This is a genomic window from Aliivibrio fischeri (assembly GCF_009727955.1).
Lineage (GTDB): Bacteria > Pseudomonadota > Gammaproteobacteria > Enterobacterales > Vibrionaceae > Aliivibrio > Aliivibrio fischeri_A.
In genome coordinates this window covers 162,638-178,873 of record NZ_WOBR01000010.1, presented here as the reverse complement: position 1 = coordinate 178,873, position 16,236 = coordinate 162,638, and the positions used below count along the sequence as shown (strand labels likewise).

At 37.0% G+C, this 16,236-nt stretch carries 14 protein-coding genes and 1 pseudogene; 8 read left to right on the top strand and 7 right to left on the bottom strand.

What is annotated here, in order from left to right:
• Positions 1-57 precede the first annotated feature (57 nt).
• Positions 58-1,167 (bottom strand): maltose/maltodextrin ABC transporter ATP-binding protein MalK, encoded by a 1,110-nt coding sequence (malK, locus tag GNP81_RS13990; protein WP_017018810.1) that lies wholly within the window; start codon positions 1,165-1,167, stop codon positions 58-60.
• A gap of 405 nt (positions 1,168-1,572) precedes the next feature.
• On the opposite strand from malK, the gene malE reads away from it, so the two are divergent.
• From malE to malG, 3 genes are all read left to right on the top strand, one after another.
• Positions 1,573-2,757, top strand: coding sequence for a maltose/maltodextrin ABC transporter substrate-binding protein MalE (gene malE / locus GNP81_RS13985; RefSeq protein WP_005423196.1), 1,185 nt, complete (start codon positions 1,573-1,575; stop codon positions 2,755-2,757).
• A gap of 149 nt (positions 2,758-2,906) precedes the next feature.
• A complete protein-coding gene (malF, locus tag GNP81_RS13980; RefSeq protein ID WP_155672482.1) occupies positions 2,907-4,451 on the top strand; it encodes a maltose ABC transporter permease MalF in 1,545 nt (514 codons plus the stop codon).
• A 68-nt stretch (positions 4,452-4,519) separates the two neighbouring features.
• Positions 4,520-5,410: a maltose ABC transporter permease MalG gene (gene malG / locus GNP81_RS13975; protein WP_005423192.1), complete on the top strand. Its 891-nt coding sequence runs from the start codon at positions 4,520-4,522 to the stop codon at positions 5,408-5,410.
• Positions 5,411-5,624: 214 nt separating this feature from the next.
• On the opposite strand, the pseudogene GNP81_RS13970 reads toward malG, so the two are convergent.
• Both GNP81_RS13970 and GNP81_RS13965 read right to left on the bottom strand, forming a co-directional pair.
• A pseudogene (locus GNP81_RS13970) lies at positions 5,625-6,586 on the bottom strand (sensor domain-containing diguanylate cyclase).
• Entirely contained in the window at positions 6,586-7,581 is a 996-nt protein-coding gene (locus GNP81_RS13965; protein WP_155673833.1) for a response regulator, read from the bottom strand. The pseudogene GNP81_RS13970 and the gene GNP81_RS13965 overlap by 1 nt, the downstream one beginning before the upstream one ends.
• Positions 7,582-7,890: 309 nt before the next feature.
• Here GNP81_RS13965 and GNP81_RS13960 point away from each other — a divergent pair, with 309 nt between their 5' ends.
• Entirely contained in the window at positions 7,891-9,084 is a 1,194-nt protein-coding gene (locus tag GNP81_RS13960) for an acetate/propionate family kinase (RefSeq protein ID WP_012534931.1), read from the top strand.
• Between the two features lie 239 nt (positions 9,085-9,323).
• On the opposite strand, the gene GNP81_RS13955 is transcribed toward GNP81_RS13960, so the two are convergent.
• From GNP81_RS13955 to GNP81_RS13945, 3 genes are all read right to left on the bottom strand, one after another.
• Positions 9,324-10,157, bottom strand: coding sequence for a helix-turn-helix domain-containing protein (locus tag GNP81_RS13955; protein WP_155666662.1), 834 nt, complete (start codon positions 10,155-10,157; stop codon positions 9,324-9,326).
• 120 nt (positions 10,158-10,277) lie between these two features.
• Positions 10,278-11,093 carry a GNAT family N-acetyltransferase gene (locus GNP81_RS13950; RefSeq protein WP_155657552.1) on the bottom strand — a complete coding sequence of 272 codons (816 nt, stop codon included), beginning with the start codon at positions 11,091-11,093 and terminating at the stop codon, positions 10,278-10,280.
• 133 nt (positions 11,094-11,226) lie between these two features.
• The gene (locus GNP81_RS13945) at positions 11,227-12,135 is read right to left on the bottom strand and encodes a LysR family transcriptional regulator (protein ID WP_155673832.1); all 909 of its coding nucleotides are present in this window, start codon (positions 12,133-12,135) and stop codon (positions 11,227-11,229) included.
• An 89-nt stretch (positions 12,136-12,224) separates the two neighbouring features.
• Between GNP81_RS13945 and GNP81_RS13940 the strand changes: the two genes are divergently transcribed.
• From GNP81_RS13940 to GNP81_RS13930, 3 genes are all read left to right on the top strand, one after another.
• Complete coding sequence (locus GNP81_RS13940) at positions 12,225-12,881, top strand: CatB-related O-acetyltransferase (RefSeq protein WP_155673831.1); 657 nt, start codon at positions 12,225-12,227, stop codon at positions 12,879-12,881.
• Positions 12,882-13,046: 165 nt separating this feature from the next.
• Positions 13,047-13,532, top strand: a complete 486-nt coding sequence (locus tag GNP81_RS13935; protein ID WP_155673830.1) for a VOC family protein — start codon at positions 13,047-13,049, stop codon at positions 13,530-13,532.
• A 229-nt stretch (positions 13,533-13,761) separates the two neighbouring features.
• On the top strand, positions 13,762-14,166 hold the full coding sequence (locus GNP81_RS13930; RefSeq protein ID WP_155673829.1) for a hypothetical protein: 405 nt from the start codon (positions 13,762-13,764) through the stop codon (positions 14,164-14,166).
• A gap of 66 nt (positions 14,167-14,232) precedes the next feature.
• Here GNP81_RS13930 and GNP81_RS13925 read toward each other — a convergent pair whose 3' ends face one another.
• On the bottom strand, positions 14,233-15,351 hold the full coding sequence (locus tag GNP81_RS13925) for a multidrug effflux MFS transporter (RefSeq protein ID WP_155673828.1): 1,119 nt from the start codon (positions 15,349-15,351) through the stop codon (positions 14,233-14,235).
• 98 nt (positions 15,352-15,449) lie between these two features.
• Between GNP81_RS13925 and GNP81_RS13920 the strand changes: the two genes are divergently transcribed.
• Positions 15,450-16,232, top strand: coding sequence for an AraC family transcriptional regulator (locus GNP81_RS13920; protein WP_155673827.1), 783 nt, complete (start codon positions 15,450-15,452; stop codon positions 16,230-16,232).
• Positions 16,233-16,236: the final 4 nt, after the last annotated feature.

Genomic DNA, 16,236 nt, shown 5'->3' with positions numbered 1-16,236 from the left:
AGTATTGGCATAAAACAACAAAAGCCCAATACATTGTTGGGCTCTTTTTTTACTTTGTTATACGCCAGCTTCTTTATAGAGTCTTTGGCAAGCTTTCCCGTCGTTATGGAATAAATGGCAACGGTGAGCAGGTATGCCAACGGAGAATTGTTCTCCTGCTTTTACTAGAGCAGTATCAGGAACACGGTATATCATATCCGCATCACCATCTTCTATTGTTAAGTAGATTTGTGTTTCATATCCCAATTTTTCAACGACTAAAATATCGCCATCGATGACTGCATCCCCGTTTTCAGCAGGAACTAAATGCTCAGGACGAATACCTAAAGACATGCGTTCACCACGTTTTACGTTTGAGCCATCAACTGGGATCCAGAATGAAGCACCATTTTTAAATTGAACTTTAACCTGACTCTTCTCAACTTCCTCAATAAAGACACTAATAAAATTCATTTTTGGAGAACCAATAAAACCAGCAACAAAACGGTTTTTAGGGTAATGATATAACTCAAGAGGGGCGCCAACTTGCGATACGTAACCACCATCAAGTACGACAATTTTTTCAGCCATTGTCATCGCTTCAACCTGATCATGGGTTACGTAGATCATGGTGCAGCCTAATTTTTTATGCAGCTTGGCAATTTCAATACGCATTTGAACGCGTAATGCTGCATCAAGGTTTGATAAAGGCTCATCTAAAAGAAACACATCAGGTTGAGAAACCAAAGTACGTCCAATGGCAACACGCTGACGTTGACCACCAGATAAGGCTTTTGGTTGACGCTCTAGCAAGTGACCTAATTGCAGAATATCAGCAGCATGATCAACGCGTTTTTTGATTTCATTTTTATCCGCTTTTGCCAATTTAAGGCCAAAAGACATGTTATCGAATAGGTTAAGATGAGGGTATAGAGCATAAGATTGGAAAACCATGCCGACACCTCGTTTAGACGGTTCAACATCATTCATGCGTTTATCACCCATGTATAGATCGCCTGAGGTAATGTCTTCTAAGCCTGCAATACAGCGTAATAATGTAGATTTACCACAGCCAGATGGGCCAACAAATACAACAAACTCGCCAGAGTTGATATCTAAGTCTACATTTTTCGAGATCTTAACGTCGCCGTAGGATTTGCAAACGTTGCGTAAAGTGACACTCGTCATTGTGTCCATCCTCATTCAATTTTAAAAATTCGTTACCAATGGAATTGGCTTTATGACTCCATTCTTAAGCAAAAGACGGGTTGAGTCATCCTCCTCCTTTGTTTTTTTTCTGGGGGAGTAGGGGGGAGGAGTACTTGGATCACGTTTTTAGACTAATTAGATGGAGTTCAAACTTTTTTTAAATTTCAATGTGAACGCGATCTCATTTCAACTTGGTTTTGTGAACTTACACTACACATATCAGGATGGAGATCACGCTTTTGGTTGGCTACTAAAAAGGCGTAGAGAGTAGGAGGATGAATAAGAGTGATGAATTGATGAAAATACACCTTGAGAATTGAATCATCATCTACTTTTACTTCAACCCTACCGATGATTCATTAATTATAAAAGGAAGGATTCACAATGAAAAAAGTCCTCAGTACTGTCGCATTATGCACAATGGCAGCTCTTGGTTCTATTAACGCTTCTGCTGCAATTGAAGAAGGTCAATTAACTATTTGGGTAACGGGTGATAAAGCTTACGAAGGTATGGCTGAAGTAGGTAAACGCTTTGAAGAAGATACAGGTATTAAAGTGACGGTATCATTCCCAGATAAAGCAGAAGAAAAATTTGCACAAGTAGCTGCAGCAGGCGATGGTCCTGACATGATTTTTTACGCACATGACCGTTTTGGTGGCTTTGCTGAAGCGGGTCTATTAGCGGAAATTAAACCTTCAGAAGAGTTGAAGTCTGAAATCGTTGATTTTGCATGGGATGCAGTAGAATACAAAGGTAAAACAATTGCTTATCCAGTTGCAATTGAATCTGTATCTCTAATTTACAATAAAGCTCTTATTAAAAACCCACCTAAAAACTGGGAAGAAATTCCTGCTTTAGATAAAGAAATGATGAAGAATGGCCAAAAAGCGATCATGTGGCCACTTCGCGGTGGCGCTTATTTCACTTGGCCTTTACTAGCAGCTGATGGCGGATATGCCTTTAAGAAAACTGCTGAAGGTTACGACATTAAAAACGCTGGTGTAAACCAAAAAGGCGTTCAAGATGCAATGACGTTCATCGAAACCATGGTGAAAGACAAAACCATTTCAGCTGACATGGATTACTCCGTTGCTGAATCTGAATTTGTTAAAGGCAATGTGGGTATGATGATTAACGGTCCTTGGGGCTGGGCAAACATCGAAAAAGCGGGCATTGATTATGGGGTAACGACACTGCCTAAATTCCATGGTCAGGCATCTAAACCATTCGTTGGTGTATGGGTTGGTGGTATCAGTGCGGTATCTCCAAACAAAGATTTAGCGGTTGAGTTTTTTGAAAGTTATCTGCTAACTGATGAAGGCCTAAAAAGCTTAAATGACGATAAACCTCTAGGTGCTGTAGCTTTAAACTCATTCCAAAAGCAACTTGATACTGACTCTCGTATCGCTGCGACAATGAATAATGCAATGAATGGTGAAATCATGCCAAACATTCCTCAATTCACTACTTTCTGGTACAGCATGGAAGAAGCATTAGGTAACGTTGTTGACGGTCGTCAAATGGTGACTGATGCATTAGCTGCTGCTGAAAAACGTATGACTAAATAACGCATTATTAGTCTTAACATTAGGAGGGGAGGCTTGCTTCTCTCCTAATAATAACGATTCAAATTATCTCTTTTTAATATCCACATGAGTAAGCCTATTTTATCTAAGTGGGCTTACTAGGTTGGTATTTTTAAAAGGTCTTGAAGCTTATGACAACAGCAGTTGCTTCTCAAACGAATTATAAATCGGTACTGAAATGGGGGATTTTATCTGCCGTAGCAGCGCTTAATGGTTACGTTTGTGTTCTTATGTATTCTCGTGGTGAAACTGCATTTGCAATGCTAACGCTGGTATTAACAGCATTAGCAGTTTATGTGTTTGGTAGTAAAAAGAATTACGCTCACCGTTATACCTATCCAGGTATCGCAGGGATGATTTTATTTATTATTTTTCCATTGGTTTATACGGTAGGTTTGGCATTTACAAACTACAGTGCAACAAACCAAGTCACCCTTGAGCGAGCACAAGCGGTACATTTATCTAAAACTTATCAAAGTGGAAAAAGTTATAGTTTTCAGTTGATGAACCAAGGTAATGGGTATGCGTTAACGATTAAAGATTCTGGACAATTATTTGCAACAGAAACCTTTAATTTAGCTGAGGCTGTTGAGCGTAAACTGGAATTGACTCCTACTGATTCTGTAAAAGGAAAAAAAGCGACCATTAAACAGATTATTGCTAAGCGCCCAAATTTAAACCTTATTACGCTTTCTTTACCATCAGGTGAAGAGATCCAAATGAGCGGATTACGCAAGTTTGCAGCGGTTGGTCCATTGTTCGTTATGCAAGAAGATGGCGAAACGCTCTATAACAACAAAACAGAAACGTACTTTAAAGCGAATCACGATACGGGTTTTTATCAAGAAGTAGATGATAACGATGCATTTGTTGGTGACCCAATTTCTCCTGGTTTTATCGTTAATGTTGGTGGCGCAAACTTTGAGCGAATTTGGAAAGATGACGGCATCAAAGAGCCCTTCATCAGTATCTTTATTTGGACAGTAATTTTTGCAACTTGTACCGTTGTGTTCACACTAGCGATCGGTTTGGTACTTGCTGCCGTTGTACAATGGGAAGAATTAAAAGGACGTGCCGTTTATCGTTTATTACTGATACTTCCTTATGCGGTACCTGCGTTTATTTCTATTTTGATTTTCCGTGGCTTGTTTAACCAAAGCTTTGGTGAGATCAATATGCTATTAGACAGCATGTTTGGGATTCAACCAAATTGGTTTTCTGACCCGTTCACCGCAAAAGTGATGGTGTTAATTGTAAATACATGGCTAGGTTTTCCATACATGATGATCTTATGTATGGGGTTATTGAAGTCGATTCCGGAAGACTTGTATGAAGCATCGGCAATTGATGGTGCTGGACCATTCCAAAACTTCATGAAAATCACGGTTCCTATGATGGTGAAGCCATTAACTCCGTTATTAATTGCTGCGTTTGCTTTTAACTTTAATAACTTCGTAATGATTGCCCTATTAACTAAAGGTGGTCCAAATATGATCGGCACAACAGAACCTGCTGGTTATACGGATTTATTAGTGAGTTATACCTACCGAATTGCATTTGAAGGCAGTGGTGGTCAAGACTTTGGTCTGGCAAGTGCGATAGCGACGTTGATCTTCTTACTGGTAGGTGGTTTGGCACTACTGAACCTACGTTTTACTAAATTATCAAATAATTAATGTTTGAGTAGCTATCTATCCAACGGGGTAGTTAGCTACTTAACTTCAAAAAATAAGGATTCATTGATATGCCAATGGTTCAAGGAAAAAACTTAAAATATCGCGTTTGGGCAACACACATTGCAATGTGGATTTTTTTAGCAATGATCATTTTCCCATTATTGATGGTTATTACTATTTCATTCCGTGAAGGTAACTTTGCAACAGGGAGTATTATTCCAGAAAGTCCATCGTTAGAGCACTGGAAACTTGCACTAGGTATTGCCGTCGAGCATGCTGATGGTTCAACCACTCAGCCTCCATTTCCGGTGTTAACTTGGTTATGGAACTCAGTTAAAATTGCAGCAATCAGCTCTGTATTAATTGTCGCTTTATCAACAACCAGTGCTTATGCTTTTGCCCGTCTGCGTTTTAAAGGTAAAGAAACACTACTAAAAGGCATGATGATCTTTCAAATGTTCCCTGCGGTATTGGCTTTGGTTGCTCTGTACGCCTTATTTGATAAGTTAGGTCAGTACATACCATTCTTAGGTTTAAATACGCATGGTGGCTTGATCTTCGCCTATCTTGGTGGGATAGCATTGCATGTATGGACGATCAAAGGGTACTTTGAAACGATTGATGGTTCGTTAGAAGAAGCAGCAGCGCTAGATGGTGCTACACCATGGCAAGCTTTCCGTTTAGTTTTACTGCCGTTATCGGTTCCAATTTTGGCGGTTGTATTTATTTTGTCATTTATTGGTGTAATTACTGAGGTTCCTGTAGCATCTTTACTACTTTCTGATGTAAACTCATACACATTAGCAGTTGGTATGCAACAATATTTATACCCTCAGAACTACTTATGGGGTGATTTTGCGGCCGCTGCAGTATTATCAGCATTACCTATTACATTGGTTTTCTTACTAGCTCAGAAGTTCCTCGTAGGTGGTTTGACAGCCGGTGGTGTAAAAGGATAACGATAATTATACGGACCCGTACATTTTTGGGCAGGGTCCACTGCGTGAAGAGCTTTATGATGGTTTGGTCGCCGATCGGTAAAGTGTTCAGCGCAATATTGGCATTACGCATAGCTGGGTAAGTGTTGCAGGAAGCGACTTTACTTGTTGTAATCAGAACCGAAGTATTATCACTTCGGTTTTTTTCTGTCTGTATGAAATGGATTGATGTGATTTATGGCATTAAGGTCGTGCAAAATACGTTAGATTGATTTCGTCCATTCTCTTTTGAATAATAAAGTGCTTTATCAGCCGCTTCTAACCATGATAAATAATCAGAGTGTTCATTAGATAGCTCACAGACCCCTAAACTAACACGATAATGGATCTCTCCATTTTCTGTTGAAATGGTACTTTTTTCAATGCGTTTACGTACCGTTCAGTAAAGTATAACGCTTGCTCGGCATTAGTGTAGGGCAAGATAACGGTGAACTCTTCACCGCCATATCGACCACAAATATCCGTGTTACGAGAGGTTTTTCTCAATAGTTCTGCTGCATCACGAATAACGTCATCACCAACGGTATGCCCATAGTTATCATTAACTTGCTTAAAGTGGTCTATATCAAAAATAACAATGGATGATACTCTTTCTGCTGCTCTTGCTTCATTGAATTCTTTTTTTAAACGTGATTCCCAATAGGCTCGATTAAAAAGTTGAGTTAAACCGTCGGTTTTACTCAATGTTGAAAGTTGGTGATTTGAATGTTCAAGGTGGAGTTTATTTTTTGCTATTTCTGTAACGTCATGGATGATCAAACTGATGTGAGAAACGTTACCATTTACGTCTGTTAGAGGAGAGAACGTAATGTTTTGACGCATTTCAGTTAACCCATTAGAAATAGGCGTAAAGTTCTTGAATTTAAATAGATAAGGTCTATCTTCCCAGCAGGAAAAACCACGAGTATTTAAGCTAAAGGAGGTCATGACTTTTTTAATTAACCAAGATTTGGGTAAATCAAGAACTATCTCAAATAGATTTTTGCCAAGAATTTTTTCAGCAGTAATACCACTATAAGATTGCATAAAGTTGTTCCAAGCACATACTTTAAAATCTTTATCTACTACAATTAATCCTGCATCTAAATCGCCTATGATCTGCATGGCCCAATGAAAATCACTCATATCAGAATTCATTATAAAACACTCTCTAAAATTGACTTGATGGCAGATAAAGAATCGTTATCCATTAAGAAAATAACATCACATTTTAAATCCATACTTTCTGCTGAATAAACAAACTCAATGGTAAAAATATCTTTTTCGTATTCACCTAAGAATTGATGATTATCTTTGAGTGCTATTTTTAATTGTTCGCTATTTAAGACAATGGGTTGGCGTAATGAAATAGATATGTCTAATTGCTTACTAAAAGAGAGAAGGAAGGCTGAAACCAACAGGTTTGCGATATCCAGAATGGCTTCGTTCGTTGTTGTGCTTTTTCCTTCATCGTTGGCATTAAGCAGTTCTTTTAAGTTATCGCCATGCAAACAAACAAGAGCTTCTCCGTTGATCCCATATCCAACAAAACGTTGAGAGATAGCACGGTATTCTGAATTATTAATAATATCTTGAAGTACCATTTTTAGTTCCGAACGATGCAGTGTTGCGACATTTGGTAATGGCATATCAATAAAGCGATCAAATTGTTCAGAAATAAGGGCAGCGCTGGCACCAAGAGCTACGTTACTGATTTCTTTAATACTGGAGATAATGTCAATGGATGAACTGTTTTTTGCTCTGTTTGATTGAGAAGATGTAACTGCGCTGAGTAATGGTATTTGATATTTTTTAAATACTTGTTGAATAACGTCATTGCTAAATGGTTTTTCAATAAACTCTTTTGCACCAAGCTCATAGCATCGTTGTCTGGCTTTTTCTTGTATATCAGCAGAGACAACAATGATATGAGTTTGATAAGAATTTACCGGTAAAGAAGCCAATACTTCAAAGCCATCCATGATAGGCATGGTAAGGTCAAGAAAGAGAATATCAATGTCATGCTCAGATAAAGTTTGTAATCCTTCTTTACCATTTTCAGCATAGAAAACATTAACTTCACTGGTGTTTTTTATATTACGAGCTAATGATTTCCGAGCGATTTTTGAATCATCGCAAATTAATATTTTCATTACTATTTTTAGTTAATTACAGTCGTTACATCATCCTAAGTGATGTTAGTTACAAATCAATAAATATCCTATATTGAATAATTCAAGTACGAGCTAGTTAACAGAATGTTTGTAAAATTTATTTAAAGAAAACGTTTACATAGTTAAAAAATAATTTCTCAAAAATTGATCTAAGACATGTTTATGACAAAAATGTAGATAGGTGCTAAAACAAAAGTTGAATCATTAAAAAATAGTTGAATAATGGGTTGTAGCAACAAAAGGCACGACTCTAATGTGCAACCTACATATCTATAAAAGAGAATAATGATGAACAACGAATACGTATTAGTTATCAATTCAGGCAGCTCTTCACTTAAGTTTGCTGTAATCGATTCTGTTTCTGGTGATGCAGTATTAAGCGGGTTAGGTGAGTGTTTTGGCCTTGAAGATGCTCGTATGAGCTGGAAGTATCAAGGACAGAAAACAGAAATTGCCATTGAAGGTAATGAAAACCACCATAAGATAGCTATTGGTAAATTAGTAGGTCTAACCGAAGAGTTAGGTTTTACTGATGGTATCGTTGCTATCGGTCACCGTATCGTTCACGGCGGTGAAAAATTTACTAAGACAGTTCGTATTAATGAAGAAGTAACAAAAGAAATTGAAAGTCTATCTGACTTAGCTCCTCTTCATAACCCAGCTGGCGCTATTGGCATTCGTGCTGCTGTTGAAGCCTTCCCTTCTCTCCCTCAATTTGCGGTATTTGACACAGCGTTCCACCAAACTATGCCTAAGCGTGCATACACTGGTGCTATTGCTAAAGAGTTATATACTGATTTTGGTGTTCGTCGTTACGGTTTCCACGGTACAAGTCACTACTTTGTAAGCCGTGAAGCTGCAAAAATGATCAATAAACCGATTGAAGAGTCGAACTTTATTTCTGTTCACCTAGGTAATGGCGCATCAGTTTGTGCAATTAAAGACGGTAACAGTGTAGACACATCAATGGGCTTCACTCCGCTTTCTGGTCTAATGATGGGTACACGTTGTGGTGACTTAGACCCAGGTATCATTGAATACCTACTTAAGAAAGGTTGGTCACAAGAGCAAGTGTTTAACTCTCTAAATAAAGAGTCTGGTTTCCTAGGTGTGTCCGGTCTAACAAGTGATGCTCGTGGTATCCTTGAAGCTATGGAAGAGGGACACGAAGGTGCGACACTAGCATTCCAAGTATTTACATACCGTGTTGCTAAGTACGTGGCTTCTTACCTAGCGGCATTAGATTCTTTAGATGGTATCATCTTCACTGGTGGTATCGGTGAGAACTCATTACCAATCCGTCGTGAGATCTTAAGCAATCTTAAGATTCTTGGTTTTGTTGAAGATGTTGCAGGTAACGAAGGTGCTCGTTTTGGCGCTGATGGCATTATTGCTAAATCAGAAATGCTGAATGCTGTTGCTATGGTTATCCCAACTAACGAAGAATTCGTAATTGCTCAACAATCTGTTGAACTGCTGTAATTTCTTCTAATGCCAATCACAGTGAATAAGTGATTAGAAATAGCGAAGGAAAAATGCTTGAGAATAAGGCAGAATTTTTCGATAAGTAGTTATTCTACAATCAAAAATTCTAACGTAGTTATCGAGCATTTTAACAAGCTAGAGCGATCAGTTATTTACTACGATTGGTATAATATACAGAATATTGAAAAGCGAGCTATGATGGCTCGCTTTTTGTTTTTTTGTCGTATGAAATTGAGCTATAAAGAATCAACGCCACCGTAAACATCAATGGTTAATCCTCGTTCTTTTTCATAGGTTTTTGGGGTTAAACCTAGTTGATTTTTTAGATAACGAATTAAATGAGGTTGATCACTAAAGCCAAACATTATAGCGATTTCAGCCCAATCAATATCGTCAGCATCACGTTGATAAAGGTATTCTAAAATGACCTCTAGTTTGTTCATGGATTGGCATTGCTTTAGAGTTAACCCAGTGACACGAATAAAACTGCGTTCGAGAGTGCGTTGAGAGCAAAATAGTTTTTCACTTAACTCATTTATAGAGACTGAGTCTAATAATGAAAGCGCTTTTTTTACAAGCTCAGAGTGACGATCTTGCTTACTCTTTATTAACCAAGGAATGAGAAGTTCATCCAGTTTCTGACAACACATATCAACGTTGTTTTTTGCCATCTCAATAAGGTTAGGAATATCTTGTTGTTGGATAGGGATATCACTTTTTAGTCCATGCACATCATCTAATGTTGGGTGTTCGTAGTTAGGGAGTGTTAATGAGTAAAGCGCTCCTGTTCGGAACTTAATCCCCAAATGGATAAATGGTTGTGAGTGATCTAACTGAAATGTATTACGATGAGGATAAAGCCAATGACTTCCTTTACCTGTAATCGCTGTATCATCGACTTTGTAGGTAAAAGATTGTTCACTTGGTGATAGAACTAAATGAGTTGCTGGATCAGGGTTTAATTTTGGAAAGTCGTTGAGATTTGTTTTTGCTGTTTTCTCTATGGTCCAATAACACTCAATATATTGAGCAACAATAGGTGATTGAGGTGTCTTTAACCAATGCAACATAACTTTTCCAATGTTTAATGAGTATATTACGAACAATACGATTTTGTATGTTTAGATATGTACTCGAAATAATAAAGCCCATATAGACATTATATAGGCTTTATAAAAGAAGAGTTTGTTTTAGTTAAAATCAAATCGAACAATGCGATTTTTTGAGGTAAACCCTGCGTTAGATATCGCTTTTTGTGCGCCAATGTTCATGCTCTCAGTTGAGCATATTGCTTGTAAATTATGTCTATTAGCCTGTTGAACTAAAAAGTTAAGGACTTGAGTAGCAATGCCTTTACCTCGATGATTTTGTGAGACGATCATACCTAGATCAGCATAATTCTTTTGATACTCATCAAATCGGCGACATTCACCTGTTGCAATCACATGGTCGTTTTTCCGATATACCCAAAGTTCTTGGCGTGTAATGAGGTTTTTATAATATACATTTAACCACTCTTTTGGTGCTCCAATGGTTTGTGATGCAAATTCAACTAATTCTGCAAGTTCTTCTGTTTTTACTAAATCCATTTGAATCTGTGCTATTGATTTCGTTTTTATAGAATCCTCATGGCGAAACATCATTGAATGAGCATTTACAGTGTTGGCATTGTCCAAGCATAATGATAAATATTCAGGTTCAGCAGTACTGACAAACGCCCCTTTTATCATATTGATAGTAGATATCTCATTATTTATAAGTTGTTTAAATAGTTCAGAGATGTTGGTTTGTGCTTCTTTAGATAAATAAAACTGTAATAGAAAACCATCGCTGTTAATACAACAATAACCTATCAATTTGTTCTCTTCATAAAAACCAAAATGATCAGACATAGGAACGAAACCAAAATGCCACATACCATCTAGAGGACCTATTGAATGAGAAAAATAGTGCTCTTTGAGTAAGGTTAAGTCATTAATATTGATTATCTTTTTTATTTTTAACATTTGTTGAAACACTCGTACTTTTATTAAATTACTACTGAAGCATTTGTAGCTTCGTTATTGGATTTAAGTCTACGAGAGGTATTTTTTTATATATTGAATAAATACGACAACATTACTCAAACTGTGTGTTTTATTAAATATTACCTAAGTAATCCCGAAAGAAATCAACGAATAGTTTTGTTCGTTGAGGTAAATGTTTTCTTTTAGGATAGAGAAGATATAAAGGGAGTATTGGCTGTGTTTCCCAACTTGGGATTAATTGAACGATTTCATTTCTTTTTGTTTGTGACAATTTAGACAAGGCTAACTCATCCAACATAGCAACACCGCACTCATTTAGCATTGCGTCTACCATAGATGCAACTAAATTAACGCTAAAAGAGCCTTCAAGATTAATCGTTATATTCTCTTTTGATTTTATCTTGTTAAAGGTCCAATTATTTAATGTGAAATCTGTATTTTTATAAAGAATATGATTTAACTTATTTAAGTGTGAAGGGTGGGTAATTTCCCCTTGGTTCCGCATATAATTTATATGAGCAAAGGGTTTGCACTGCAATGAGCGAAAATAATGCCCTACATAGCCTTCCGTTGGGGAATTAGTCAGATAAAAAGCCACATCAAAACCAGACTCGATAAGATCCAAAGGACTTTCTGTAAAGATAACTTCAATATCTATTTTCGGGTATGTTCGACAGAACTCAGCGAGGGGTTCTGTTAGTAATATCGAACCAAATGACGCAGAAGCAGCAATACGTAACTTACTAGCCATGCTTTCTGGTGATAATAATTTTGCGTTGATGGCTTCGGCACTGTCTAGTAGATGCTTTGCTTGTTTGTAAAACTCAATTCCATCATAAGTAAGATTGAATTGTCGCGTTGTTCTGTGAATGAGTTGAACAGATAAAATGCTTTCTAATTGTTGTAGTTGTCTACTTATGTGTGCATTCGAGCACTTTAATTTTTTCGCTGCTCCAGCAATGCTTTTTTCTTCACATAAGGCGACATAAATAGGGACATAGTTAAGCCACTTTATTTCCATATGGTAATTCTGTTTATCTGAATGGTCTCTACTGGAAATAATAGAGACTGATTATACTTTCAGCAAGATTAATTTAAGAGAGAGAATAAATGGAAGCGTTTAATAGTTGGCTTGAAGGTCAAAACCTCAAAGATCATGTTAAAAACCCAAATATTGAAGTTGGAGACTATAGCTATTATTCGGGTTTTTATCATTCTAAGACCTTTGAGGAACAAGCTGTTCGTTACTTATTAGGAGATGCTTCTACACAAGAGGTGTGGGAGAGCGGGCAGTTTGGAGAGGTTGATAAACTCCGAATAGGTAAATTTTGCTCTATTGCATCAGGGGCAACATTTATGATGGCTGGCAATCAAGGACATAGAGCCGATTGGATATCAACATTTCCCTTTTCAAAAAAAGAGTTTGGTGAAGGGGTGAAAGATGGCTTTCAAAGAGCTGGCGATACCATTGTAGGTAACGATGTATGGATTGGTAGTGAGGCAATGATTATGCCTGGCGTTCATATTGGAGATGGGGCAATCATTGGAGCTAGAGCCGTTATTACTAAAAATGTGACACCTTATTCCGTTGTGGTAGGAAATAATGTGGTGGTTAAAAAACGGTTTGATGAAAACTTAATTCAAATATTATTAGCCATAAAGTGGTGGGATTGGCCACTGCAACACATTAAAAATGCAGTGGAGATTCTATGTAGTGGTCACATTGAAGAATTAGAGCGGTATTTTATAAAGAATGTACGCTCTTAATTGATATTAGTTTAAAGGCTCTGATTTAGGTTGAGCCTCTTACTTTTATATAACAATAAATTATTAAAATAATAAATATTGATAATTTCATATTATCCATAGAGTTTACTATTATTACCTCATCGAAACGAACAACGAATTATAAAACTGAATTTGAGGTAAATTATGAAAATGAATCACGTAGGCATCATGGTTGGCGATATGGACAAAGCGGTTGAATTTTACACAAAAGCGCTTGGTCTTGAAGTGGTAATGGGTAACACAAAAGTTCAAGAAGAGCGTGAAACCGCAATTGGCAGAATGTGTATTGCTGTATTTGGTGAAGGCTTTAAAGGCTTCAATATTGCGCACTTATTAACAAAAGACGGCATTGGTTTTGAGTTATTTGAAATGAAAGAGCGTCAAGAACGTCACGAAGTTGATTTCTCTCGAATCGGTATCTTCCATTTCTGTCTTCAAACAGATGACTTTCACGGCGTGATCGCTCGTACTGAAGAGTTTGGTGGTAAAGTACGAATGGATATTATGCGTTACCACCCAGAGGATGATAACAACACATCACAAATGGTGTATTTAGAAGACCCATTTGGCAACTTATTTGAACTTTATTCTCATACATATAAAGAAACGTATTCTGCTGAGTACGAGTAAAATTAAGATGATTAAGGCTTAGACTTCGGTTTAGGCCTTTTTTATGTACTGTATTTTTATTAAAAGTATTTGTTGCAATAAAAGCTCAGATAAAAGAGTAGTTGATCGCATTGCAAAGGTTTTAGTGGCTAATTTATACACAATATAGATTGGTCATCTTATTCTATTTCCATAACCTATAATAATGACAACTGTTTTATATCTTTTATTTACTGGCTAGGGATGAGTCATGTACCAACCGAGAACAATAGAAAGTGATGTGCATTGGATAGATATTGATGGAATTAAAATTTATACAATATCAGCGACAAATAAACCAATTAATATCTCAATGTTTAATAAACGACTTGCTACAGTTAAGTCTCAATCAGAGGTTAATTGGCGAGAAACCGCCGCGTTTGCTATTTATCATGATGGAGAGAACTATAAGTATTTAGTTTTAGCATGGTGGGGAAATGATAATGAGTTATTTACGTCTGTATCAGTAAAAATTAAACATAAATGGCTGATTGATCCTAAACAATATTCATTTTGTCTATACGATATGGAAGTGATGTGGAGAGAGCGAAATATCTATATAGAAACCATGGATTGTGAAGTTCCTTCATTAATTGGTTATCGTGTAAGTCGTTGATAAGATATTAAATCTATTCACTAAATTAGATATGCTCGCTCATTTAATGTAAGAGCGAGCATGTTATTATTTTTTAAAAGCTACAAGCAGAGATGAGATAACTCCACACATCAGTAAAACAATGCCAAGGTGTTGAATTGAGCCTGCCAAGCTAAGCCCTGCACCTATCATTAAGTAATACATAAGTCCAAACAGAGCCCCAGCACTACCTGCTTGTTGTTTATAGTCAATTAATGCCACACTAAGAATATTTGGAATGGCGATACCAAAAGACATAACAACTAAGATCATAGGCAGTAAAAACAAGATTGAATCGATTAAATAAGTGACTAATGCTCCACCTGAAATCAATAAGAGGGCAGATAGTTGCAATAAACGCAGTAATGAAACTTGTTTAGAAATAAGATACTTATTTAAATAACTCCCTATAAATGTACCTAGACCTAACACGATTCCGCTATAACCAAACTCTTGTGAGGACAGTCCTAACTGCTCGAATTTAAAAGCTCCCAATTGGTAATATGAAAACAAAGCAATATTAAATAAAGCGACAAGGCAACCAGAACGCCAGATATTGATATCTCTTAGCATTTTTAGTCCGAGTTGTTTTAATTTTAAAGGTTGTTTTGTTTTTTGAGTTTCAGGTAAAGCCACGAGGTTATATGCAACTAGTACTAGAGCCATAATAAATAAAGCAATAAATACATAATGATACCCACCGAATTGCGTAAGTTGACCACCAAGTAGCATCCCTAAAACGGGACTAATAGAAATCCCCATTCCCATCAAACTGAATACTTTACTGAGCTCTTTGGTATTAAACGCATCACGTAGCATGGTTTGTGTGATTACTGAGCCTACTGCTATACCAAATGCACTAACAGCACGAGCGATCATCAGATAAATAAAACTGTCTGTTAGCACAGCAGATAAGGCAGCTAAACTGTAAATGACTAGGCCGAGTAGCATGGTGGGCCTGCGGCCTAATTTATCCGCTAATATTCCCCATACCACGACACCAAAAGCAAAAGCTGAAAAGTAAATTGAAATAGTCTGTGAAGCCTGTGAATAAGTTACAGCAAATGAATCTGCTATTGAGCCAAGTGCTGGGCTGTAAATGGTTTCAACGATTTGAGGAAACATCAAAAGAAGTACCATAAGCCAGAGTGAAGGTTTTGTGTTCATTGTGTGTCTCGTGTGAATTAACTTGGCAAACAGTATATTTGTAATTACGATTGTTCTATTAACAACATTAAAACCAAAAACAATAAGATTCGGACATTATGGCTATTATTTCAGATGAGACTAAATTTGATGCAGATAGATTGCCTGCGGATGTGATTGGTATTGCTGCTGATGTAGGTCGGCATGATTCAGGTATGCATTACCATCAGAAAGGGCAGTTACTGTATGCTCCTGAAGGTTGTATGAGTTTTGCTTTATCTCATTCAATGTGTGTTTTGCCACCCACAAAAGCCGTTTGGATACCAGCTAATACACCTCACCGAGCGTTTATGACCAATGTTGTAGCATACCGATCATTGTATTTTGATTGTGATAAGTTCCCATGCCCTGAAGACATTATGATGATCGAGGTGGACGAATTACTTAGAGCGTTAATTAATAAGATGGCAATGTGGGCATGGGATAAACCCAAATCAGAAACGTTACACACAACGGCACTCTTTTGGGAATCTTTTTATGAAGCACATCAACAACCGTTTAGCTTACCTTTACCGACAAAAAAACGTTTAATCACATTTAGTGAGCAGGTAAAGAAACCGGATTTTCTTGCTCCAGATCTGCAAACATTGTCTAAAAAGATAGGTGCGAGCAGTAAAACGATTACTCGATTATTTAAAAAAGAAACTGGAATGTCATATCAGGAATGGAAGCAACAATGGAGAGTGTTAAAATCAATCGAATTACTGTGTGAGAATACGCAAGTAAGTGATGTTGCATTTCAGCTTGATTTTTCATCAGACAGTGCATTTATTTCCTTCTTTAAAAAGCAAGTAGGGCAGACACCTCTAGCGTTTATTAAGCAGAAACAGAATAAAAAGTGATGGA

Bases quoted from the DNA above. Each gene is read 5' to 3' on its own strand.
- GNP81_RS13925 (WP_155673828.1), bottom strand. From the start codon at position 15,351: ATGAACACAAAACCTTCACTCTGGCTTATGGTACTTCTTTTGATGTTT.
- malK (WP_017018810.1), bottom strand. From the start codon at position 1,167: ATGACGAGTGTCACTTTACGCAACGTTTGCAAATCCTACGGCGACGTT.
- malG (WP_005423192.1), top strand. From the start codon at position 4,520: ATGCCAATGGTTCAAGGAAAAAACTTAAAATATCGCGTTTGGGCAACA.
- GNP81_RS13920 (WP_155673827.1), top strand. From the start codon at position 15,450: ATGGCTATTATTTCAGATGAGACTAAATTTGATGCAGATAGATTGCCT.
- GNP81_RS13950 (WP_155657552.1), bottom strand. From the start codon at position 11,093: ATGTTAAAAATAAAAAAGATAATCAATATTAATGACTTAACCTTACTC.
- GNP81_RS13935 (WP_155673830.1), top strand. From the start codon at position 13,047: ATGAAAATGAATCACGTAGGCATCATGGTTGGCGATATGGACAAAGCG.
- GNP81_RS13930 (WP_155673829.1), top strand. From the start codon at position 13,762: ATGTACCAACCGAGAACAATAGAAAGTGATGTGCATTGGATAGATATT.
- GNP81_RS13940 (WP_155673831.1), top strand. From the start codon at position 12,225: ATGGAAGCGTTTAATAGTTGGCTTGAAGGTCAAAACCTCAAAGATCAT.
- malE (WP_005423196.1), top strand. From the start codon at position 1,573: ATGAAAAAAGTCCTCAGTACTGTCGCATTATGCACAATGGCAGCTCTT.
- GNP81_RS13960 (WP_012534931.1), top strand. From the start codon at position 7,891: ATGAACAACGAATACGTATTAGTTATCAATTCAGGCAGCTCTTCACTT.
- GNP81_RS13955 (WP_155666662.1), bottom strand. From the start codon at position 10,157: ATGTTGCATTGGTTAAAGACACCTCAATCACCTATTGTTGCTCAATAT.
- GNP81_RS13965 (WP_155673833.1), bottom strand. From the start codon at position 7,581: ATGAAAATATTAATTTGCGATGATTCAAAAATCGCTCGGAAATCATTA.
- GNP81_RS13945 (WP_155673832.1), bottom strand. From the start codon at position 12,135: ATGGAAATAAAGTGGCTTAACTATGTCCCTATTTATGTCGCCTTATGT.
- malF (WP_155672482.1), top strand. From the start codon at position 2,907: ATGACAACAGCAGTTGCTTCTCAAACGAATTATAAATCGGTACTGAAA.